Source organism: Lysinibacillus sp. GJ-1 (assembly GCF_021166035.1).
In the GTDB taxonomy this organism is placed as follows: domain Bacteria; phylum Bacillota; class Bacilli; order Bacillales_A; family Planococcaceae; genus Lysinibacillus; species Lysinibacillus sphaericus.
Genome location: NZ_CP088912.1, coordinates 2,060,016 through 2,082,041, shown reverse-complemented (window position 1 = coordinate 2,082,041; position 22,026 = coordinate 2,060,016). Strand labels below are relative to the sequence as shown.

Annotated in this window: 22 protein-coding genes and 4 pseudogenes; 5 read left to right on the top strand and 21 right to left on the bottom strand. The window is 35.9% G+C overall.

Annotation, left to right across the window (positions count from 1 at the left end):
* The first annotated feature begins 620 nt into the window (after positions 1 to 620).
* Positions 621 to 1,190: a GNAT family N-acetyltransferase gene (locus LO754_RS09885; RefSeq protein WP_108030893.1), complete on the top strand. Its 570-nt coding sequence runs from the start codon at positions 621 to 623 to the stop codon at positions 1,188 to 1,190.
* 249 nt (positions 1,191 to 1,439) lie between these two features.
* Here the strand turns inward: LO754_RS09885 and LO754_RS09880 are convergent, their stop codons facing one another.
* The 11 genes and pseudogenes from LO754_RS09880 to LO754_RS09830 form a co-directional block, all read right to left on the bottom strand.
* A complete protein-coding gene (locus LO754_RS09880) occupies positions 1,440 to 1,670 on the bottom strand; it encodes a hypothetical protein (RefSeq protein WP_231786144.1) in 231 nt (76 codons plus the stop codon).
* A gap of 129 nt (positions 1,671 to 1,799) precedes the next feature.
* Positions 1,800 to 2,222, bottom strand: a complete 423-nt coding sequence (locus tag LO754_RS09875; protein ID WP_025219393.1) for a hypothetical protein — start codon at positions 2,220 to 2,222, stop codon at positions 1,800 to 1,802.
* Between the two features lie 213 nt (positions 2,223 to 2,435).
* On the bottom strand, positions 2,436 to 2,822 hold the full coding sequence (locus LO754_RS09870; RefSeq protein ID WP_231786143.1) for a hypothetical protein: 387 nt from the start codon (positions 2,820 to 2,822) through the stop codon (positions 2,436 to 2,438).
* 742 nt (positions 2,823 to 3,564) lie between these two features.
* On the bottom strand, positions 3,565 to 3,963 hold the full coding sequence (locus LO754_RS09865; RefSeq protein WP_024361883.1) for a hypothetical protein: 399 nt from the start codon (positions 3,961 to 3,963) through the stop codon (positions 3,565 to 3,567).
* 77 nt (positions 3,964 to 4,040) lie between these two features.
* On the bottom strand, positions 4,041 to 4,412 hold the full coding sequence (locus LO754_RS09860; RefSeq protein WP_108030898.1) for a hypothetical protein: 372 nt from the start codon (positions 4,410 to 4,412) through the stop codon (positions 4,041 to 4,043).
* Positions 4,413 to 4,429: 17 nt separating this feature from the next.
* Complete coding sequence (locus LO754_RS09855) at positions 4,430 to 4,690, bottom strand: hypothetical protein (RefSeq protein ID WP_231786142.1); 261 nt, start codon at positions 4,688 to 4,690, stop codon at positions 4,430 to 4,432.
* 171 nt (positions 4,691 to 4,861) lie between these two features.
* Positions 4,862 to 5,041 (bottom strand): S8/S53 family peptidase, encoded by a 180-nt coding sequence (locus LO754_RS09850; RefSeq protein WP_231786141.1) that lies wholly within the window; start codon positions 5,039 to 5,041, stop codon positions 4,862 to 4,864.
* A gap of 598 nt (positions 5,042 to 5,639) precedes the next feature.
* A pseudogene (locus tag LO754_RS09845) lies at positions 5,640 to 6,684 on the bottom strand (phosphotransferase family protein).
* 11 nt (positions 6,685 to 6,695) lie between these two features.
* Positions 6,696 to 7,472, bottom strand: a complete 777-nt coding sequence (locus tag LO754_RS09840) for an SDR family oxidoreductase (RefSeq protein WP_108030903.1) — start codon at positions 7,470 to 7,472, stop codon at positions 6,696 to 6,698.
* Positions 7,469 to 8,701, bottom strand: a pseudogene (locus LO754_RS09835) (acyl-CoA dehydrogenase family protein). Before LO754_RS09835 ends, LO754_RS09840 begins: the two are co-directional and overlap by 4 nt.
* A gap of 227 nt (positions 8,702 to 8,928) precedes the next feature.
* Entirely contained in the window at positions 8,929 to 9,819 is an 891-nt protein-coding gene (locus tag LO754_RS09830; protein WP_025219386.1) for a LysR family transcriptional regulator, read from the bottom strand.
* 127 nt (positions 9,820 to 9,946) lie between these two features.
* Here LO754_RS09830 and hutG point away from each other — a divergent pair, with 127 nt between their 5' ends.
* Both hutG and gltS read left to right on the top strand, forming a co-directional pair.
* Complete coding sequence (hutG, locus tag LO754_RS09825) at positions 9,947 to 10,912, top strand: formimidoylglutamase (RefSeq protein WP_231786140.1); 966 nt, start codon at positions 9,947 to 9,949, stop codon at positions 10,910 to 10,912.
* A pseudogene (gene gltS, locus LO754_RS09820) lies at positions 10,909 to 12,093 on the top strand (sodium/glutamate symporter). The gene hutG and the pseudogene gltS overlap by 4 nt, the downstream one beginning before the upstream one ends.
* A gap of 78 nt (positions 12,094 to 12,171) precedes the next feature.
* Here the strand turns inward: gltS and LO754_RS09815 are convergent.
* The 6 genes from LO754_RS09815 to LO754_RS09790 all read right to left on the bottom strand — a co-directional run bounded on the left by LO754_RS09815 (position 12,172) and on the right by LO754_RS09790 (position 18,772).
* Complete coding sequence (locus LO754_RS09815; RefSeq protein ID WP_231786139.1) at positions 12,172 to 13,431, bottom strand: polysaccharide deacetylase family protein; 1,260 nt, start codon at positions 13,429 to 13,431, stop codon at positions 12,172 to 12,174.
* A 356-nt stretch (positions 13,432 to 13,787) separates the two neighbouring features.
* Positions 13,788 to 14,624, bottom strand: a complete 837-nt coding sequence (locus tag LO754_RS09810; protein ID WP_024361895.1) for a D-alanyl-D-alanine carboxypeptidase family protein — start codon at positions 14,622 to 14,624, stop codon at positions 13,788 to 13,790.
* Between the two features lie 121 nt (positions 14,625 to 14,745).
* Entirely contained in the window at positions 14,746 to 15,357 is a 612-nt protein-coding gene (locus LO754_RS09805; RefSeq protein WP_024361896.1) for a histidine phosphatase family protein, read from the bottom strand.
* A 57-nt stretch (positions 15,358 to 15,414) separates the two neighbouring features.
* Entirely contained in the window at positions 15,415 to 15,831 is a 417-nt protein-coding gene (locus tag LO754_RS09800) for a DUF3995 domain-containing protein (protein WP_108030908.1), read from the bottom strand.
* Positions 15,832 to 15,946: 115 nt separating this feature from the next.
* The gene (locus LO754_RS09795) at positions 15,947 to 16,459 is read right to left on the bottom strand and encodes a TetR/AcrR family transcriptional regulator (RefSeq protein ID WP_024361898.1); all 513 of its coding nucleotides are present in this window, start codon (positions 16,457 to 16,459) and stop codon (positions 15,947 to 15,949) included.
* A gap of 624 nt (positions 16,460 to 17,083) precedes the next feature.
* Positions 17,084 to 18,772 carry an AAA family ATPase gene (locus tag LO754_RS09790; RefSeq protein ID WP_231786138.1) on the bottom strand — a complete coding sequence of 563 codons (1,689 nt, stop codon included), beginning with the start codon at positions 18,770 to 18,772 and terminating at the stop codon, positions 17,084 to 17,086.
* 93 nt (positions 18,773 to 18,865) lie between these two features.
* On the opposite strand from LO754_RS09790, the gene LO754_RS09785 reads away from it, so the two are divergent.
* The gene (locus LO754_RS09785) at positions 18,866 to 19,294 is read left to right on the top strand and encodes a hypothetical protein (RefSeq protein WP_108030911.1); all 429 of its coding nucleotides are present in this window, start codon (positions 18,866 to 18,868) and stop codon (positions 19,292 to 19,294) included.
* A gap of 121 nt (positions 19,295 to 19,415) precedes the next feature.
* On the opposite strand, the gene LO754_RS09780 is transcribed toward LO754_RS09785, so the two are convergent.
* The 3 genes from LO754_RS09780 to LO754_RS09770 are packed head-to-tail and all read right to left on the bottom strand — an operon-like array spanning position 19,416 to position 20,061.
* Entirely contained in the window at positions 19,416 to 19,604 is a 189-nt protein-coding gene (locus LO754_RS09780) for an N-acetyltransferase (RefSeq protein ID WP_227665437.1), read from the bottom strand.
* A gap of 44 nt (positions 19,605 to 19,648) precedes the next feature.
* Complete coding sequence (locus tag LO754_RS09775; protein WP_231786137.1) at positions 19,649 to 19,828, bottom strand: hypothetical protein; 180 nt, start codon at positions 19,826 to 19,828, stop codon at positions 19,649 to 19,651.
* A 47-nt stretch (positions 19,829 to 19,875) separates the two neighbouring features.
* Positions 19,876 to 20,061 carry a hypothetical protein gene (locus tag LO754_RS09770; RefSeq protein WP_024361901.1) on the bottom strand — a complete coding sequence of 62 codons (186 nt, stop codon included), beginning with the start codon at positions 20,059 to 20,061 and terminating at the stop codon, positions 19,876 to 19,878.
* A gap of 426 nt (positions 20,062 to 20,487) precedes the next feature.
* Here LO754_RS09770 and LO754_RS09765 point away from each other — a divergent pair.
* Positions 20,488 to 20,864, top strand: a pseudogene (locus tag LO754_RS09765) (VOC family protein).
* Positions 20,865 to 21,289: 425 nt separating this feature from the next.
* Here the strand turns inward: LO754_RS09765 and LO754_RS09760 are convergent.
* Complete coding sequence (locus tag LO754_RS09760; RefSeq protein WP_024361904.1) at positions 21,290 to 21,976, bottom strand: DUF1963 domain-containing protein; 687 nt, start codon at positions 21,974 to 21,976, stop codon at positions 21,290 to 21,292.
* Positions 21,977 to 22,026 lie beyond the last annotated feature (50 nt).

The window sequence follows — 22,026 nt, the reverse complement described above, 5'->3', positions numbered from 1 at the left end:
TTTTTCTATTACAAGCCGTGATTTCTGTTACATAATAGTAAAAATTATGTGCTCTTTTGCTCTCGACTCCATATTCCTAATAGTAGAACTATAACAATCTATTCCGTGCCCTAATCCAGTATGATAATAATTGATAGAGAGATTAAATTTTTTGTCCGATTGACAAAGCTAACTTTGCTCTCGCAAATAAAATAACAAGCCCCTCTCGACGTTCAGCATCAAGAGGGGCTATGGGTAAAAAACTTATCAAGGACTAGATTTCCATAATATGTAGAAAGCTAATTACTAGTGACAGACACCTGTTATTGGCTATTAAAAATGATGACATCACGTACCTCCATTGATTTCAAAAGATTTATAATACATAAATATCACAATTATTTAGTAATCTATGGTATACTGCTTTCAGTAGCACCATCAAAGGGCACAAACCAATTCGAAGCTGTAGCGTATTTTATACGATGCAGCTTTTTTATTTTAGATTTACTCAATTCCCACTTTACAATATAATGGTTTAACTAGAAAATATTGAATAAATACTTATTTAAATAACTTTACCAAATGAAAATTCCAAATCATTAAAACAACTTCGCCAAATGACAAGCAAAGGAGAAAATCCAATGAATGTAGAAAAAATCTTTGAAAGCTTCCCATTATTACATTCTAGCAACCTACAATTTAAACAAATAGAAGAAAGCCATTTAGACATGTTATTCGCTATCTACGATAATGAAAAAGTATTTCAGTATTGTGGCATTATCCCGAAACACAATATTCAAACTGTCCAAAAAATGATTAGTCATTTTGAACGTGACTTCACGAAAAGAAATAGAGTGAAATGGGGGATTTTTTATAAAGATCAACCAGATTCTTTAGTCGGTATAATCGAAGCGATGGATTTTAACCAAAAAGTAAATATGGTAACAATCGGCTACTATTTAGCAGAGGACTATTGGAATAAGGGCATTGCAACGGAATCTGTACAAACCATTTGTAAATTTTTATTTGATGAAGCGAACATTAATAGAATTCAAGCAGAGGTTATGCCGATGAACGATGCGTCAAAAAAAGTGCTTTTAAAAAGTGGCTTTATGAAAGAAGGTTTATTAAGAAAAGCTTCTTTCTGGTCTGGTAAAGGTATTGTCGATTTGGAAATTTACAGCATTTTGCAAGAGGAGTACAATAAATAAATTGAAAAGGCACGCTAAACAGAACTATTCTATTTAGCGTGCTTTTATTTGTTTATCTTCATACATGTTTGTAGCGTTAAACGGTTCCATAAACCGAATTTACAATCGTTTAATATCCGCTCATCATCACCTACTATTAGTAGTTTAACAAGTCAGGCTTTGTAATCAACAAGAGTATCACATAAGCTTACCGACATTTGCAAAAGCTATTATTTTCTATTGTATGAATGTAGACATCCTACTCCGTTTTCATTCCTTTTTTAATCGTCTTTTGATTTCTGATGCATGTAAATCAATATTTCTTTTATCTTTCAAAGTGTTTTTAAACTCCAAAGTTCCAAAGATTAGCATTGCTATACTTAGAGGCATATATAAGAGTAAAAACACCTCTTTGCTTACTTTATTAGTAACGAATAAAATTAGTACAAGGATAGATATCTCAGTAATAAAGCTTACATATTTATTATCTTTGTAAGACATACAATCACCCTTTCTACCTTTTTAAATAGCTGGTATTTTACAAATAGACTGAACAATATACAGTTTTAACCAAAAATAGCCACGCGCATATAAATGAACGTGGCTTTTCTTGTATAGTAGAACGTTATTTTAGTTAATAAATGTAGAAATCTTTCCACTATATGTAGCTAAATAACCCTTTCCCGCTGGCACAGCTCCTTGTAATCTTAGATTTCCTTTATATAAATATCCATCAATCCATTTTTCATAAGGATACAATGTTGGTATAGAGCTATTAAATGTATAGTATACTTGATGCGATGCATCTGCATAAAGATAAAAACCTCTTGGATTAATATCAGATTTAGTGATTGTCTCTGATATTATTTCGCCATCTTCATATTCTTTATTGATGTCAAAACCAAGAGGTAGTTCTGTTACTGGTTCTGCTATTGGTGTAAATTCCCCAACATCATTAAAGCTTGTTTCCTCTGCAGCTAAAGAGATTCCTGAAAATGCAAAAATTCCAAAAACTAATGTAAACGCGCACAACAAAATACTTAGTCTCTTCATTTCCTTCATCATCTCCTTTATATTATAAATCATTTTGATTATAACTAATAACATCATTATTTTCAATATTATTATAATTCAGACTACTATAAAAATTTACTATTGGTAAGTGTTATATTTCTTGAAATAAAAAATCCAGGCTGAATAATCTATATCACCACTTTTAAGTTAATTTCCAAAAAAATCCTCAACTATCATTGCTGAGCCATTTCCTTAGTGGCAGCTGTTATTATTTACGCCATACAGTTTAAAAAGTTCACCGGATTCATATTGTTCAAGAACTATGCCGGCATGAAAACCGGTCATATTATTCTGTTCGATTCCTGCAATCTTTTCAAGCATTTTTACAGCATCAGCTCTGCGATAGTCCACTATAATTGCATAGATACTGCAAACATATAGGACAAAAGAATTTTCATGTAAAAACAACTCATCTAACACGGCTGTTTCAAGTTCAGATGATTGCTTTAATTGATCCAAAATAGCTAGCAACGCCTTATTTGATTTATTTCCTCTTTTATAATCTCCAGTCATCTGTGTTTGTTCTGCTATTAAGGCATGTTTGATAAACTCTTCAACTAATATTTTCGTAGCTTTCATATATAAACACCTACTATATATTAGTTTAGCAAGGCTAACTTTGTATTAAATAAGCTTACCGACATTTACGAAAGCTGTTCTTTTCTATTGTATAAATACAGCCATACTACTTAGTTTTCATTCTATTTTTTAAATTTTCTTTTGATATCTGATGCATGTAAATCAATCTTTTCTTTATCTTTCAAAGCGTTTCTAAACGTTAAAAACCCCAATATTAGCATTGCTATACTTAGAGGAGCAAATAAGAGGAAAAACACCTCTTTGCTGACTTTATTAGTAAAGAATAAAATTAGTAAAAGGAGAGTTATTGCAGTAATAAAACTTACATATTTATTATATTTGTAAGACATATAATGCACCCTTTCCAACTTTTAATTATTTGATTTTTCAGTTATTTAATTCTAGTATATAAATTACGTAGTTTTACATATGAACATTTATGAGGTACTTCAGAAACAGATAAGAGTAAGAGAGAGGTGAATTTCGTGAAAAGTAAAACTATTTTCTTTATTTTTTTAACATTACTCTTCATTTTCTGTTTAGGACTGCTATCATTCTATAGTCTTAGCAATGAATAGCAACGTTTATCTATCATCATTTGTATCCAAGCAAACAGCCCAGTCTATAACCACTTTAATGCAATAAAAGTACTCTAAACAGATAGATGTAGCCTTGTTTAAAGTACTTTTATTGATTAGCTGTATGAATTTTTAAAAACTATCCACAAATCAAATCTACAATCTTAAGATTTCAATTCTCGCCATTTCCAATATGCTTCATATAGCATATCATGTAGAAATTCCTCATACTCTCGTTCCTCATCTAGACCTCTCTGTTCTAATTTTAGCCCTAACCACACCGTATTATCTTTTCTAAATTTAGGATCACCAACACCATCTACAATACAGAAAAAGTGAAAAAAAGTTGAAAGCATCCGATCGCGAACAATCTTTTCAATGCCACAAATACTATGAAAATCAAATTCATTTGCTTTTAACGCTTTGACTTCTTCAACACTTAATTTAAGCTCATCCTCTATGCCTATTATCGCGTTTTCTGGATTTCGTAGGCTATCACCCATTTTAGAGTATTCTTCAATTAAATCATGAACCTCCATTAGTAAACACATTTGACTATCCATCTATATCACCACTTTTAAGTTAATTTAGAAAAAAGACCCTCATATATTTATCGCTGAGCCATTTCCTTAGTGGTAGCTTATTTACTTACACCATACAGTTTAAAAAGTTCGCCGGATTCATATTGTTCAAGAACTATACTTGCATGAAAACTGGTCATATTCTGTTCCATTCCTGCAATCTTTTCAAGCATTTTTAAAGCTTCAGCTCTACGATAGTTCAATACAATTGCATAAATACTACAAACATATAAGACAAAAGGATTTTCATGTAAAAACAGCTCATCTAACACGTCTGTTGCAAGTTCAGATGATTGCTTTAGTTGCTCCAAAATAGCAAGCAGCGCCTTATTGGATTTGTTTCCTCTTTTATAATCTCCAGTCATCTGAGTTTCTTCTGCTATCAAGCAATGATTAATAAACTCTTCAACTAATATTTTCTCATCTTGCACATTATCACCTCAAGTTATTATCGTAATCTATCCATAATTTTTATACCATAATCGTATTGATAATCCCAACTCTTTCCTGCTAACCAATCCCTTACTCGTTTACCTTGCGTATGAGGTTGAATAGAATTATAGTATCCTGTAATTCTTTGATGATGTTGTATATCAATGGATACGATATTACGAGTATTGTGAATAGATGTTTTACTAAAGCCAGACTTTGCAATTTGTGATTGTTCAACAATATGATGCCATTGTCTATTTACACCAGCATTTCCCAAGAATTTCCTTAAAGAGTCAAAACTATTAAAGCCTCTATGAGATAAGTTTTTAATTGGTATTCCAAGAACATATCTTGCAGTTGTTCGAATTGCAACTCCTCCAACAACATACACAAAGACCGGTAATACAGAAGCATTTAATTCAGTTGTGTCAATATATCTGCCTTCCCCTTACCGTCCTTGTTCAAAAACATCAATCAAGTCTATCTCACTATTTTCAATAATATTGGCAATTGGAGTTCCATGACTCATTTCATCAATAGTCGGCGATGTCGGGTCGATAGCATTAAATTCATCAACAATAACACTTTCCAAAAATTCTTCATTAATACCACTATCTAAAATTGCCACCTTAATCCTTTCTTTTTGGACTTCCTGATTTTCTGATACAACATGATGAGTAAACACTAAGATAATGATTAAGGTAGCAAATATAAAAAAAGATACTTTTTCATATAAACCTCCTTTAATACATTTAATAGTTTTGTCTTTCTCGACAATTATATATTAATTGAATATTTTAAAAATTTTAATACATATTTACTCTTAAAATTCATTTTTTCGACATTTTTTCAGTTCGAATACGAGAATTTCTTAAATATTCGACATTAAATTTGATGGTTCTATTAAAAGGAAATTTAACAAGAGAGTTCAGACAGCCTAAGAAAAGCAACATCTTGATGAAGTTTTTACGCAAAATACTGATTTCGCTATTTCTGCCTAGTTCCTTCCCCAAAGCAGAACATGCATTCCCACCTCTTTTACTTCATTATCGTGAATATCTTGTTTTACATAATAAAATTGGTGCGAGAGGATAATTTAAAACTACAAATTATAGTGTCGGATAATCTGTAGTTGTTATCTATCAATTAAATTAGCTACCATCAAAAAAAGATTGTAGATAAACCTGAATCGCAGGATTATCTACAATCAAACTGTAGCTATACTTCTATTTAATACTTTTAGCAGCTTGTTGTATAAGCGCAGCTACCATTGTATCCATTTGTGCGAAACGATCGTCCTTCGTTTGTCCGTTGACATAACGATAATAAATTTGTTGGCAAATGACCGCTAATTTAAAATAAGCAAACGTTATATAATAGCCGATTGTTGAGACATCTCGACCACTTTTCTCCGCGTAGTGCGCGATAAATTCCTCTCTCGAATAAAATCCAGGATGAACCGTAATCGGTGGCTCCCCTAATGCATACAACAACATTTTTGGATCATCTGCATGCATCCAATAACTCATCGCAACACCGAGATCTGCTAACGGATCACCCACTGTTGTCATTTCCCAATCAAAAAGCCCAATCATTTCTGAGTAATCTTGTGAAAACATCGCATTGTTGAACTTATAGTCATAGTGAATAATTGTCGCTTCATTATTTGTCGGTATATTAGCCTTTAACCAAGCCGTTAACGCTGCTACCTCTGACAGCTCAGCTGTTTTTGCTTTCTCATAACGGTCAACCCAACTAACCACTTGGCGTTCCATAAACCCTTCAGGCTTGACCATATCCTTTAAAGCCGTTTCCTTATATGGAATGGCATGGAGCGCTACAAGTGATTCCACCATTTTTTCAGACAATTGACGTGCAAGTGCTATTGTCGATTCTGTCCCTGATGGGAAACGTGTGTCCAACACGACACCTTTTTTTCGTTCCATTAAGAAAAAGTCACTGCCGATAATGCTGACATCATCGACATATACATATGGTTTTGGTACAACAGCTAAAAACGGATGAAGCGCCGATAAAATGGTAAATTCACGCTTCATATCATGCGCTTTTTTTGCCACTTTCAAGAGGTGGTCTGCGAAGTACAATTTCAAAATCCGCTATTTTTAAACAGTAAGTTAAATTAGAATGACCCGCACTAAATTGAGAAATTTCTAGTTTCCCCTCTGGTAAGTCTGGGAAATGTCGCTTTAAAAAAGCATGTAATTGCTCTGTATCGATTCGTTCGCTTGCCCTTACTTGTATCGTATCCATAGGAACCCCCCTTAAATAATTGCACTCATTCCACCATCTACCACAATCACCTCACCTGTAACATAATCCGAAGCTGCAGCTGCTAAAAATAATGCAACGCCCTTCAAATCATTTTCAGCACCTAGACGCTTTAAAGGTGTAGCCCCCATCAAATAATCTTGTCCTCGTTCTATTAAAACATTTGACATTTTCGTTGGGAAAAATCCAGGGGCAATGGCATTAATGTTTATGCCTGATGGTCCCCATTTCACCGCTAAATCTTTGGTTAACGTAATAACTGCACCTTTACTAGCGTTATAACCAATTGTATCCATAAAATCAGGGAGTGTACCACCAAGCCCTGCAATAGAAGCAATATTAATAATTTTCCCCGCTTTTTGTGCAAGCATCACTTTACCAACAGCCTGCGTCATTAAAAATGTACCGTTGACGTTCACATCAAACACCTTTTGCCATGCCTCGTATGGCATATCGACAGCCGGCGCCCCCCATGAAGCACCACTATTGTTTACTAAAATATCAATCTTACCAAAGGTCTCTAATGTTTTTGACACAACATGGGCAATTTCCTCTGGTTTCGTCACATCACAGGCAAGCGCAAGTGTCTGGACACCTAATTGTGCGAGTTGTGTCGCCATTTCCTCACAAGCCTCCACTTTGCGTGAGCACAGCACAACATTGGCACCAGCCTCTGCAAAGCCTTGCGCAATTTGTGCACCAAGTCCACGACCACCACCTGTAACAATAGCGGTTTTCCCTTGCAAGCTAAATAGGTCAAGAACAGTCATTTTACCAGCTCCTTTTGCTTTGGGGCATGTTTTTTCAGTTCCAATTTCGCTACAGTATTACGATGCACCTCGTCTGGTCCATCTGCTAAACGCAATGTGCGTGAATTGGCCCACTGAGCAGCGAGCGTCGTATCAGGTCCAACGCCAGCAGCACCAAATGCTTGAATGGCACGGTCGATGACACGCAATGCCATATTCGGTGCGACTACTTTAATCATCGCAATTTCAGCCTTCGCCTCTTTATTCCCTACTGTATCCATCATGTATGCTGCTTTTAACGTAAGCAGCCTTGCCTGTTCAATATCAATACGTGATTCTGCTATTCGTTCACGCATCACGCCTTGGTCTGCTAGCGGTCGATGGAAGGCTTGACGCTCTAGTAAGCGGCTACACATTTCTTCTAAAGCGCGTTCAGCTGCTCCGATAAGACGCATGCAATGATGAATGCGGTATTATAAACGACCTTGAGCAATCGCAAAACCTTTCCCTTCACCCCATAAAATATTGTCCACAGGTACTCGTACATTTGTAAACGTAACCTCTCCATGACCTTCAGGTGCATGGTCATAGCCAAAGGCTGTTAACATGCGCTCTATTTTGACACCTGGTGTATCCATTGGAACTAGAATCATTGATTGTTGCTCATGGATCGAAGCCGTAGAATCCTTATGTTTTCCCATAAAAATCGCGACTTTACAGCGTGGATCGCCAGCCCCGGTTGTCCACCACTTATGACCGTTTAAAATATACTGATCACCATCTCGTTCAATGCTAGCCTCAATATTGGTCGCATCACTAGAGGCCACTGCAGGCTCCGTCATCGCAAAGCAAGAGCGGATTTCTCCACGCAATAGCGGCTCTAACCACTCTTTTTTTTGCTTATCCGACCCATAGCGTACAAGTACCTCCATGTTCCCCGTATCCGGCGCATTGCAGTTAAAGACTTCCGGCGCTATTAATGATCTGCCCATAATTTCACATAAAGGAGCATATTCTATATTCGATAAACCTGCGCCATACTCGCTATCAGGTAAAAATAAATTCCATAGCCCCGCTTCCTGTGCTTTACGCTTCAATTCTTCCATAATCGGAGGAATCGCTCCCCAACGATCCGCCATTGCTTCCACCTGTGCCGCATACAGTGCCTCATTTGGATAAATATACTGCTCCATAAATTTCGCCAGTTTTTCTTGCAGTTCTACTACTTTTTCACTATAAGAAAAATTCATATGAAAGCCTCCCTTTGATTGACAACACGAATGAAAAATGAATGATTATTCATTCTTATTCTTACATTAAATGTTACCGCTATACGGCATGTAAATCAATCATCTATTCCATAAAAATTTGAATAAAGGAGAAAATTCATATGCAAAAACAGCTAAAAAAAGCATCTCCATTATGTCTTCTTTTTACAGCCATAAAAAATAATAACTATATTAAAATATCGTCAACATTATCTTTTACTATCAAAATAATGTATAACACCATCAATGAATTGTCGGATTGCAAAGGGCAGATGTCGATTTTTTAAATACACTAAATAAACATTCCTTTGTAAATTAGGGCAATCAATTTCTTTTTGAACAATCGTCTTCGCGGTTGGCCCTTGTAAATAGTTTTCAGGCAGAATGGTAATACCTAGATTTTCGCGAACAAGGGATACAGCCGTTTCAAAACGTTCGATTTCAAATTGAACATTGATTGCTTGACCCGCTTGTTCAAATGCATTCAAAATATCCTGCCTTGTTTGAAATCCATCTGTACTAATAATGAAAGGCTCATTGCTTAAATCTGCAATGGTCAGTAAATCTTTCGTCGCTAACGGATGATGTAAAGGTAATACAGCGACAAGTCGTTCCTCATACAAACACTTCACTTCTAGCTCTTCATCGTCCATCAATTGATTGGTAATAATTACATGCGTTTTGTAGCCTTTCAGTGATTTCTTGACACGCTTGCTACCTAAAATATCGACTAAATGAAATTTCATCTGTGGATAGCGCTTTTTATATTCGACAATTGCTTTCGGTAACCAATGCTTAATCGACTCCATTACACCGATGGTCAAATCACTTGTACCATGTACAATGACCTCGTCCATTTCAATTTTTAGCACTTCCATATTTTTTAAAATAACTTTTGCTCGTTCATATAGAAGCTGACCTGCTTCGGTTAATTGCAAATTTCTTGTATTTCTTTCAAGTAAAGAAGAACCAACTTCTTGTTCTAATTTTTTAATAGCATTACTTAAAGAAGGCTGAGAAATATGCAATTTTTCAGCTGCTTTCGAGTAATTCATATGCTCAATAACAGCGATAAAATATTGTAATTGTTTTAAATCCAAAACAACCTACCCCCCATTTATAGTTTTAAACTATAGATTAATAATAATTATATATTAGTAAATATAATTATGTGAATATATAATAAATTAACACTACAACAATAATGTTAATGGAGTTGATAAAGAGATGTATACAATGACAGATCAAAAACAATGGAAAGGTCGCATCGATTCAACTACTAATCCAAGTAGTTTCCGATTACATCAAAAAGTAAAACGATTGGCTATTAACGATGTAAGCGCTTCACAACAAAAAAATGCTGGGATTGTTGGGTTTATATGTGATGAAGGGGTACGCCGCAATCAAGGGCGTGTTGGTGCAGCGAATGGACCCAATGCACTTCGTGGTGCACTGGCAAGCTTACCATGGACATTTGATGAGCAACAGGAAATTATCGATGTCGGTAACATTCTTTGCCTCAATCATGCACTAGAGGATGCACAACAAGAGCTCGGTGAAATTGTTCAAGGTCTACGCGCTAAAAACATGCAATGTATTATCCTTGGTGGCGGTCATGAAACATTATATGGGCATTACTTAGGTGTTCGTGCAGCATTACAAAAAGATGCCCGTATCGGCATTATTAACATCGATGCACATTTTGATTTACGACCATATGATGAACAAACTTCATCCGGTACAATGTTCCGTCAAATTTTAGAACAAGATCCACATACAGACTATTTTGTACTAGGTATTCAACGTTATGGAAATACACAAGAGCTGTTTGATAAGGCACATGAGCTGCAAGTGAATTATGTGTTAGAAGAACAAATGACAGCAGACAACAACGCGGACATTATGAACGATCTACAGCAATTTATGGATAATCATGATTATATTTTACTTACTTTATGTATGGACGTTGTCAACACAGCTTACGCACCTGGTGTTAGTGCACCCTCTCCTTTTGGTCTAGATCCCAAAACGGTTCGAGCTATAATTCAAAAAGTAGCATCCCATCCACATACCCATTCTTTTGATATATGTGAAGTGAATCCGTTACTAGATGAAAATGGTCAAACAGTCAAATTGGGTGCTTATTTTGTCTATGATGCACTCAACAACTTACTTAGGAGGAACGGTTCATGATCGAAATTAATCAAATTACAACAATATTTCTCGCAGTCGCGTTATTTGCATTCGGGAGCTTCCTTATTAATAAAATAAACTTTTTAAAGCGTTTCTGTATTCCAGCACCAGTTGTTGGTGGCTTACTTTTTGCAGCACTAGCCACAATATTAAAAACAACTGGCCTATAAGAAATATCTCTTGATACATCATTACAAAGCTTATTTATGATTACTTTTTTCACGACAATCGGTTTAGGTGCTAGCTTTAAACTGGTAAAACTAGGCGGTAAGCTATTAGTCATTTATTGGCTAGCATGTGGGTTCCTTGCGCTAATGCAAAACGTTATCGGTGTATCCCTTGCTTCACTAATGGGCATTCATCCATTAATCGGTATGATGGCAGGTGCAGTTTCTATGGAAGGTGGTCACGGTGCCGCGGCTGCTTTCGGTCAAACATTAGAAGATTTAGGAATTTCATCTGCTATGACAATCGGTGCGGCGGCTGCAACATGTGGCTTAGTGGCAGGAGGTCTAATTGGTGGACCGATTGTCAAATATTTAGTCGGAAAATACAATTTAACACCAGATGAACAAGAAGCAGAAGCTATTGAATATGAAAACAAACATGAACAAATAACATCGGATTCATTCTTTACACAAGTGGTAATCATCACATTTTGTATGGCTGTCGGAACGTATGTTGGAACTCTATTCTCCGAAGCTACAGGTTTCGTATTACCAGGTTACGTAGGTGCCATGTTTGTCGCTGTATTGGTCCGTAATATTTTAGATAAAGTGAAACCAAATGCCATTAACATGAAAAGTATTTCTTTAATCGGTGATGTCACATTAGGTGTTTTCCTATCTATGGCGTTAATGAGCATTAAACTATGGGAAATTGCCGATTTAGCTTTACCTCTATTTGTCATTGTTTTTGTACAAGTACTATTCATCGTTCTATTCTGTATTTTTGTATTATTTAAATTACTCGGTAAAAACTACGATGCAGCAGTTATGGTGGCAGGCTTTGCAGGACATGGCTTGGGTGCAACACCGAATGCAATGGCGAATATGTCAGCAGTTGTTCAACGCTTCGGCTCTTCTACAAAGGCATTCCTCGTTGTACCAATTGTAGGTGCATTTTTAATTGATGTCTTTGGTATTCCTATTATTATTACAACCATTAACTTATTTAAATAACATGAAAAAAGCCGTGCATAGTCTTTATAAGACCGTTGCACGGCTTCTTCCATTATAGAAAGAACTTCATAGAATGCATTATTGTAATATGTCACTTACCGTTACACATTCAAAACCTTGTTTCTGTAAATACAGAATAACATTTTCGAGCCCGTTGGCTGTCGTTTGATGAATATCATGCATTAAAATAATACTGCCATCTTTGACAGATGCTTTGACATACGTTAATATTTTATCGGCATTGCGATGCTTCCAATCGAGTGTATCAATCGACCATAAAATAGAAGGCATTGGGATAACAGAGCGCACTTGGTCATTTGTCGCTCCATATGGTGGGCGAAAAACAGTTGGATATTGACCAATAGCTGCGTAAATGGCGTTGCTTGTCCGATCCACTTCTTCTTTAACGCTTGTTTTCGCTAAATTAGTTAGCTTCGGATGATTCCATGTATGATTGCCAATTTCATGACCATCCTTATACACTTGCTCTACAATTTTGGCATTGCTAGAAGCATTTTTCCCAACCATAAAAAATGTTGCTTTTACATTGTATTTCTTTAAAATGGCTAATATTTGTGGCGTAACTTTCGCATTCGGTCCATCATCAAATGTTAAAGCCACCCGCTTTTTCGCTCCTTTTGCTACTGGTACTCCTTGGTTGTAAACTTTATTATTTACGGTTAAGTCCGTTAGCTCTGAAGCCTTTATGTACCCTTTTTGATTGTCAGCTTCCACATACGCCCAGCCTGCTACTATTGTATATTGCTGCACAATGGTTTTATGCGCTAGCGTGCCTAGCACTTCACCGCTTGGGCTCGCAGTTAAATGAATAATAGCCCCTTTAGGTGCATTTACCTGCTTTTTTGTCGCAGTTGGTTTTTTCAGCGCATTTGTCGCGACATAGCCAAATTCATGTCCATATTGCACATATGACCAACCACCAGGTGCTATGCCATACACTATTAACATACTATTTTCATATAGCTGTCCAACTTTTTGTGCACTTGGACTTGGATAGGACATTAAGTTTAGGCTGCCTTTTTTCGCCACTACAGCTTTTTCTGGCGTTAGCTCTGCTAATGTTGAGGCTTCCACATACCCCTCTAACTGTGCCATTCGGATATGTATCCATTCCTCATTGAAAGCTGAGGCTTGCACAAAATTGCCTTGTTTAATATAGCCATTCACCTTGCTTTCTGTGGAAGCCTCTTCATACACCGTCGCATCCTTTAGAACTTGTTGGATAGCAGGCATACTAGCTTGAGCGGAAACATGATTCCCAATAGCCATACTACATAAAAATGCCCATAATAACGCAAAAGGTAATAATTTTTTCAATATTCTACACCGCCTTTTTACAATCACTGATGTCGTCTCCCGTGTAAAATATATACAAAACATAGGATTGAAATCTGATAATGTTATTATACCAGAAAATAGTAAGAATCAACTAGATTTGCTAATTGAAAAGTTCTGTAAGAATGATTTTTGATAATCCACATCGGCGGCATACTGTTAAATTCCTTCTTATACTTTTGCAAAAACTTTATTATTTCACTGTATTTCCATGCATACGTTAATCGCTAGTTTGCTAACCTTCACAGCATCCCCAACATATGTGCCAATCAACAGCTTCCAAGTGGTTTACTCTACTTTTGGTGCATAAGCCGTTCAGCTTGCTATGCCATATCTTCCTATAGTGCTTGATATGCAGCCATTGCATCTTCAACATGTAAAGGTGGCGTCCAAACATGCCCTTCCGCATTTGTCGTAACAAAAATATACACTTCGCCATTTTTTTCAATTAAAGAAGCTAAGCAAAGCCCTGCTTCAGGTGTATAGCCAGTTTTGCCACCAAGAATGGCACCTTCGACCCCATCCATTTTTGAAAATAAAGTGCTAGCAATCGTTAACTCATTTGGCACTTGTGTTGTGTAGCTTTTTGTCGTCATAATCTTATAAAAAGTAGGATTTTCAATCGCATATTGAAAAAGCTTGCTAATATCACGAACACTCGATATATGTGCTGGATCATGAAGCCCACTAACATTTTCGTAATGAGTATCATTTAACCCTAGTTCAAGTGCTTTATCGTTCATCAGTTCCACAAACGCTTTCTCACTCCCTGCAATGGCCGTTGCTAGCGTGGCTGTTGCATCTGCACCTGATGCAAGTAAAGTACCGTATAGTAAATCCTCGATCGTTACAAAATCACCTGCCTGAAAGCCTGCCATCGAAGCATTTTGCGCAGTATATGTTGCAATTGTTTGTGGTGTAACCATCGTTTGCATTTGAAGATCTTTACTCGCCTCAATCGCTACAATGGCTGTCATAATTTTGGTTAATGATGCTGGATAGATAATAGCATCCGCATTTTTTTCATATAACACCTCTCCGCTATCGTTTACCAATAAAGCATTTTTACTATGTAACGAAGGTAGCTCAATATCCACTACTTGTTCTTTGGACTTATTCGTATAGAAAAAAAATGCGATGACACCAATACAACAAATTAATACAAACTTTTTCATAAAAAAACGCCTCCCACACATTATAATAGGAGGCAATTATGAATATTCCTGTAGGATATTTATGAAGAAATTCTTAAGGATTGCGGAATATTTCGCGTTACGTAATAAAAGCTACTATATATCAATAAAAATCATCGAACGCTAGAGAAATGTTTTGGATTTTCTTATCGGATAATTTAAAAAATACATCCTGTGATACATCTAACTTTAGTGCATGATCCTTGGCTAATCCAGCATAAATGCCCCGTAAAATCCGCCCAGTTAGACCATGGGATATGACAATCACGTTTTGTTCATCTTTTACACTATCGAGCCAATCAGTCAATCTAGCAACAACCGAGTCGTAACTTTCTCCATTCGGTGCATTGAAATACCAATTATAATGGTCTGTGTTTTCTAAAAGACTTGGCCAAGACTTTTCAATTTCTTTTATTGTAAGCCCAGCCCAATCTCCAACAGCCACTTCGGCTAGTCGATGATCCTTTACTACATCATTAAAATCATAGCCTATCGTTTCGCAAATAATTTCTGCGCTCTGCAATGCTCTTCCTAAAGAACTTGAAATAATTTTCCAATCTTGAGGATTGCCTAGTAAGCTTTTTAACATAACTGCGTTTTGTTGAACTTGTTCGATGCCAACATCGGTTAAGGGTGAATCCAACTCGCCTTGGTATCGTCCTTGCGTATTAAAAACCGTTTCTCCATGACGAAGTAAATAAATAATTTGCCTCAATCCCGTTCCTCCTCTATCTCTCTATTGCCAATTGCTAGTCAGATTGTACAAGCAAAGTTAAAAAAGTACAAATAAATACACTAAAGAAATGAAGAGACAGAGTGGGCTATACAACCATGTATCATTTCTTGCAAACTGTGAATGTTTTATTTTTTTAAAAAATCCTACATATTTAAAGTCGCCTATTGCTCGTATCAAGAATATAACTGCACAAACCGTACAACCAAGTGTAAAAAAGTTAAATTCTTGCACATTCCGTAAGTAAATCCCTTTTATTAAGAGTAGGAAAGCTGCTACCACAAGAAGGAATGCTACTAATAACGTTCCTATTTTACGAGGAACGAAAGCCGGTTCTTGGCCGCCTTTCTTTATAGGGAGTACTACCATCGCACCCCAACGACCACCAAATGCCCAATAGACGTGTATTATGCTTATCAAAAACAGAACACATACAACGAGTAGTAAACTGATCATTACCTATTCCCCTCCCACTTTGTATACTACATACCAAAACATACGATAACGTATGTTTTGGTCATTTATTTGTCCCTTAAGTTACTCAACTGCAAGGGACATGTTTCTTTTCTTGTTATATCTTTAGTAATAGTTCAAGCATTTTTCCTATCGTAAAATTAGGATTTTCTGTAAACCTTGTCATCCATCCTATATACGTTAAATAAGCAAGTCTTGCTCGTTCGACCGCTTCTAATTCATCACTTCCTTTTTTTTGATATAAATGAGCAATACAACGAATTCGCTGTTCCTCAATGTCGACTAACCGCTTTGCAACAACTTGGTTATATTTAGCCCAAGTATAAATGCCTATTTCAATTTTTTTATCACTACTAAAACTGATTGTAAAAAGCTCTTCTAATGACGAATCTTCCTGCTCCATACTATGAATAATGCGCTTTGTAGCAACCATTTCCCAATAATTGAACATAGCATCTAACAGTTCTTGATGGTCACGAAAATGGTGATAAAAACTACCTTTACTTATGTTCAGTATACGTGCGAGCGTTTCAATACGAACTTTATGTATGCCTGCGTCCGCTAATTGATGTAAACCAGCCTTTATCCAGTCTTCTCTTGTTAATTGCATCATTTCACCCTCCAACATACGCTATCGTATGTTTTCAACAGAATATAACATATTGTAAATTTTGTCAAACAACATTGATACAGAATTTAAATGAGGATGGGACATAACTAAAAAATTTAAGGAACAGAGGAAAAGTGTTCGTAAATTTCCCCTATTATAGGAACTTGACTATTTAAAAAAATAGAAGTGTTCACTAGTTGTTGGTAGCGAAGGCGGTGACTCCTACTCAGAACGCATACAATGTAAGACGCGGGTATTCCGCGCGTTAGCGAGGGTTGCGGCTTACTGTGCTGAGCGGAAAGCAACGCCGAAGCGGACAACAACGGCGCAGCAAAAAGTGTTAGATTGACTGCCATCAATCTAACACTTTTTCTCTTTTGTCCCAGCCTCATCGCATTCATATAAATAGCTAATCTTCTTTCTTACTACCCTTGTTGACATTGATGTTGTTATTAAAGGTGATTGTAATGTGTAAAAATGTTGGTAAAACACACCCAAGTAACAATAGTAACGGCACTATTTTTTTCATCAAACTCTCCCTACTATATAAAAATCATCTATTCACTATATGAATCGTTCATAGTGAATATGATGAATGCTTATAGGTCGTCAACTTCCTAGCTATTAAAACGTACTATCAAAAAGATTTTCCGCAATCGCTTGTTCAATATCTGAAGCCGTAAATTCCATCAGTTCATTTCTTGTAATAGTAGGCTGTTGGATTAAACGATTCGACTGGATTGTTACCAGCTTTTCAAAGACATTTCGGATATAACGTCCATTTGAAAAGTTCGGGATGGATTCAACAGGAATTTGAGTTAATTGTGCTTTCATATAGTGGGTAAAAGTATCACCATAACGATAATCGTTATTTTTACAGAGCATCGCAAAAATTTCATACAGCTCATCCGTAGTAAAATTATCAAACTGCACAAAATGATTAAAACGCGATTTAAAACCTGGATTGGCTTGTAAAAATGCCTCCATCAGCTCGGTATAACCAGCTACAATAATGACTAAATCATCCCGTAAATCCTCCATCGCCTTTAATAAGCTATCAATGGCCTCTTTACCAAATGCATCTTGTTTATCATGAATTAATGAATAAGCCTCGTCGATAAATAACACACCACCGGTCGCTTTTTTCACAACTTCCTGTACCTTTAAGGCCGTTTGACCAACATAACCTGCTACTAATCCCGCTCGATCGGTTTCAACAAAATGCCCACTAGACAATACACCAAGATGTTTGTATATTTGCCCAATAATGCGCGCAACAGTCGTTTTGCCTGTTCCAGGGTTACCGGAGAAGACTAGATGATACGTAATTGGAAAACTCGTTAAGCCATGATCGACACGTAAACTTTGAATTTTAATGAAGTTGATTAAATTATGTAATTCCTTCTTGGCATTCGGCAGCCCGACAAGGCCATCTAATTGCGCCTGTAGCTTGTTAATCTCTCTCTCTACTTCAGGCGTAATACGTAAACGTTCTCCGTGGATAAACTCCCCGCTATAGATAATTTTACCAGCCTCATTATAATAATCCCCGCGACCATGCTTTTCCCCATTTACAAGGTCGCCAATATAAGATGCCTGTCCATTGGCATAATAAAGAGTGCCTTTCCCTGTCATCGCATCCTCTTTAAATTGACCTTCCGCTTCTAGCACACCCTGTCTTGAATACACTTTTCCTTTACCATGCTTCATATCTTCAAAAAAATACCCTTCATAGTAAAGGGGTGTTAAAGCAGATTCAATTTCCACTGTGCTTGGTGTTTCGGGGGCATAGTACAGCTTCCCTGCCCCTTGCATATGGTTCCACATAAAATCGCCTTCATATTGTAAAAAACCACTTGGGTAATATTGTGTACCTTTCCCTTTTTTCATGCCATGTACAAATTCACCTTCATAATGTGGTCGATTTAAATGCGGATATTGCGCCCGTATTTTTTTAAAAGGTGCAATGACAGTCTCTTCAAAATACAAAATACCATAGCCATCCATTAAATCATTGCGAAAATGGCCCTCGTAATAAATCTTTCCATCTTTATATAAAATACCATTGCCTTGTTTTTTATTTTGAATAAATTCGCCTTGATAAATCATTTGTCCCTTTAAATACATGATGCCGTTACCTTGCTTCATATGGTTAACAAATTCACCTTCAAATAATCGTTCACCTTCTTGATCAAAAATCGTCCCCTTGCCATCGTATATATCATGACCAAAATCATTTTTCTTAACGCCACCACGGTACATTAATGTCCCATCTGGGTAAAAAAGCTCTTTTTCTTGATGATTATCGTTCATTTTATTGCCATCCTTTATCATTTCAGTATATGCTCAATTATAGCGTGGAACAGAATACCTATGTGCGAATTTTTAGAATTTAAGGAGAACAATATGAAAAAAAGATATAAAATACTTTTCACGATTCTATTACCCCTTATCATCCTTTATGTGGCGACAACTTTACTTACTCGAGATTCTACTTTTAATAAGGAAGTAATCGAACAACTCGATATTGAACAGATTAAGGAAATTGAAATTATCCGAGCATCTGATGAGAAAACAATTACAATAACAGATACAGCGAAAATCGATGAAATGATGCATTTGTTCGAAGATAAAGCGATTCGCAAAGTGCTTTTTGCCAAGTCTGACGTAAAAGAGGCATACTGGTTAACATTCAAGATTAATGATAATCGTGAAATCGGCATACGGATTGATGATTCAACCCACCTATTTGTATATTTATATGAAGAAAATTATATGAAAGACTATAAGCTATTAGATAAATTGGACACGACGTATATTGAAAAATTATTTTAATATGACATAAAAATTAGCAAGAAGACCTAGTAACAGGAACAGCATATGTAGTAAGACGCAAACTGCGCCATCCAAAATATTGCGTCTTACACTGTACCTTAATATTTCCTTATTGACGTGATTAAACTAACTGTTTAACCATCGTGAAATAGCTACTTCCAGGCGGATAATCTTTTATTTCCCCAACAACTAGATAACCTCTTGCTTCATCAAATGTTCGCGCTTGAAAATCATAGGTAGTTAACAATGCCTTTTTAGCGCCCATTTTGATTGCAGTGGCTTCTGCTTGTAAAAGCAATTTTCCACCCAAGCCCTGTTTTCGATACTCCTTGCTAAACCAAAACTTATTGATTTCTAACCAACCCCAATAAACCTTTCGTTGGAAACAATAATATTTAAAGGCTGCACTGCACCCTTCTTTCGTATTTCTTTATGATAAGATGAATGTTCATCATTAAACTCTCTTAACTTAGTATTTAGAAATGTAACAAATGCTTCATGATTTTCTAATAAAACTTCTACATTGTCATTCATCTTTTACACCCCAACTTAAAAAATAGTGGCAATTGCGGTAACACCTATCATTCTTTACGTTTCTTCATTGCCACGACCGTGACCATAATGACGCCCAATTTTACTATTAAAATAAGCACGTAGATACTAAAAGAAATCATCGCTGGCAACAGCACCAACCACCACGACCATGTTATAACCTCTGTTAGCTTGAGCACAATAAAAATAACCGTTAACACTTCTGCGATCCCCATGTTGTCACCACCATCGTTTGCATTCTATAGATAGGAGGTAATTTATGCAAGTAAATTCAAATCTAGCATCCATGGTACTATTCATTTGCACGCTCCTTTTATTTTTTATCATCAGTTCATCTGCCACATATTTAAATTTTTTTATAACTTACTTTCATTTTCACCCTTTAAGCGCTGTATTGCTTATGACAATCACTTGTTTTTTTCTAGCGCTGATTGGTTTGGAAGATGTCAAAAATATACAGTCATTACTTTTAAGCTTTATACTAATCACATTAACCCTGATTTTTGCAGGAATCATCTCTTTTACATTATTCATTGGGCATATGTTCAGCTAATAGCCCCCGTTGTTTTAAAAAGACTAGTTTTAGTCTCCCTTCTATTCATTTACAATATAAGCGAAATAGACAAAAAAGGAGCTTGCAAATGAAAATTACACAGCTAGATCATTTAGTTTTAACTGTAAAAAATATTGAAGAAACATGTACTTTTTATCAACAAATATTAGGAATGGAAATCGTGTCATTCGGAGAAGGAAGAAAGGCACTTCGCTTTGGCCAACAAAAAATAAACTTACATGAAGTAGGTAAAGAATTCGAACCTAAAGCCATTAGACCTACATCAGGCAGTGCTGATTTATGTTTCATTACGGAAGTACCTTTACCCGCTGTCATAAAACATTTACATCAATTTGCTATTCGAATAGAAGAAGGACCAATTAATAGAACAGGAGCTCTTAGTACATTACTTCAGTCTATATTCGTGATCCTGACAACAATTTAATCGAAATTGCTAATTATTAATTTGAGGATACAAACAACGAGGTATTTATGATACACAGAGTACACCGGAAGATAATGGCTATGCTGATATAGTTATAAGGCCTATCCTTTATTTCAAATATTGATTAAATCTTCAACTTACAATGACTTTAAACAGCACAGGAAAAATGAGCTTGGAAATGATTGTCCTAGCTCATTTTTTAACAAAGGACAAGTTGTTCTCTTTTTCTATAGTTACACTTTGTTTTACTATAAAAGCATAGTTATAGTCTTCGTCCTCATCCATTCACCACTGTAAGCTCCCAGGTAGTTGAATTCTCCATTGCGGATTATAACTCACAACCTCCTGTTAAATGGTCAACTGGCTTATTTAGCAAAATTCTAATATCGAAGGATGTCCCTCATCTTTTCAATCTTAGGGACTCTTGACACACCACACTCGAACATTAATAAAAATCACAGTACACAATCCAATCCCCTTTTTCTGGATTGTAGAAAAAATAAAAACTACCACTATCTATAATATTGAAGCGAGCCTTTTCATCAGAACTTATTTGAAATATAAATGGGTATTCTTCCCCGAAAGAAACGCCACTTTGAGTAAAAGAAGGATACCCGCCAATTTTATGCGTGGCATATATTTTTTCAACAATGTCATCGTAATATTCAATGTCCTCCTCAAATTCAAGCCGTAAAATTTCATTTTCAATTGCTGGGGCAATACTATCCGAATCTTCCCAAGCAGGTGCATCATTATTAATGAATACAGGGGTTAAAGGAAAAGGCTTTATTTTCTTAGATTGCTTATTTACCTTTTGTAATTCATCCAGTTCCGTATAACAATTGATCTTAAAAAATGAAACTAAATCATCTCTATCTAGATTATTGAATACATCGAAGTCCATATATAGGGTTAATAATTGATAACTTGTTAATTCCTTTGGTACATAAGGTAAATTATATAAAAACATTGTACAAATAGGGTCGAAATTAGATGGAATAGTTTCTCCTTCTTTTTCCCATACAACTTTGCCAATCCAACTTTCACCTAATTCCTCTGTTGGTCGGTATCCTCCTGTTTGAAAGATAGTAGCCTTTTTAAATAGTGCATGTTTAATTTGTGCAATATTCAATAATTTCTCCTCCTAGTATGTTTGTTATCTATTATATTAAATATCCTAAA

Excerpts from the sequence above, each read along its gene's own strand:
- LO754_RS09885 (WP_108030893.1), top strand. The coding sequence starts at position 621 with ATGAATGTAGAAAAAATCTTTGAAAGCTTCCCATTATTACATTCTAGC.
- LO754_RS09880 (WP_231786144.1), bottom strand. The coding sequence starts at position 1,670 with ATGTCTTACAAAGATAATAAATATGTAAGCTTTATTACTGAGATATCT.
- LO754_RS09875 (WP_025219393.1), bottom strand. The coding sequence starts at position 2,222 with ATGAAGAGACTAAGTATTTTGTTGTGCGCGTTTACATTAGTTTTTGGA.
- LO754_RS09870 (WP_231786143.1), bottom strand. The coding sequence starts at position 2,822 with ATGAAAGCTACGAAAATATTAGTTGAAGAGTTTATCAAACATGCCTTA.
- LO754_RS09865 (WP_024361883.1), bottom strand. The coding sequence starts at position 3,963 with ATGGATAGTCAAATGTGTTTACTAATGGAGGTTCATGATTTAATTGAA.
- LO754_RS09840 (WP_108030903.1), bottom strand. The coding sequence starts at position 7,472 with ATGACTGTTCTTGACCTATTTAGCTTGCAAGGGAAAACCGCTATTGTT.
- hutG (WP_231786140.1), top strand. The coding sequence starts at position 9,947 with ATGTATACAATGACAGATCAAAAACAATGGAAAGGTCGCATCGATTCA.
- LO754_RS09810 (WP_024361895.1), bottom strand. The coding sequence starts at position 14,624 with ATGAAAAAGTTTGTATTAATTTGTTGTATTGGTGTCATCGCATTTTTT.
- LO754_RS09800 (WP_108030908.1), bottom strand. The coding sequence starts at position 15,831 with ATGATCAGTTTACTACTCGTTGTATGTGTTCTGTTTTTGATAAGCATA.
- LO754_RS09795 (WP_024361898.1), bottom strand. The coding sequence starts at position 16,459 with ATGCAATTAACAAGAGAAGACTGGATAAAGGCTGGTTTACATCAATTA.
- LO754_RS09790 (WP_231786138.1), bottom strand. The coding sequence starts at position 18,772 with ATGAACGATAATCATCAAGAAAAAGAGCTTTTTTACCCAGATGGGACA.
- LO754_RS09785 (WP_108030911.1), top strand. The coding sequence starts at position 18,866 with ATGAAAAAAAGATATAAAATACTTTTCACGATTCTATTACCCCTTATC.
- LO754_RS09775 (WP_231786137.1), bottom strand. The coding sequence starts at position 19,828 with ATGAATGACAATGTAGAAGTTTTATTAGAAAATCATGAAGCATTTGTT.
- LO754_RS09770 (WP_024361901.1), bottom strand. The coding sequence starts at position 20,061 with ATGGGGATCGCAGAAGTGTTAACGGTTATTTTTATTGTGCTCAAGCTA.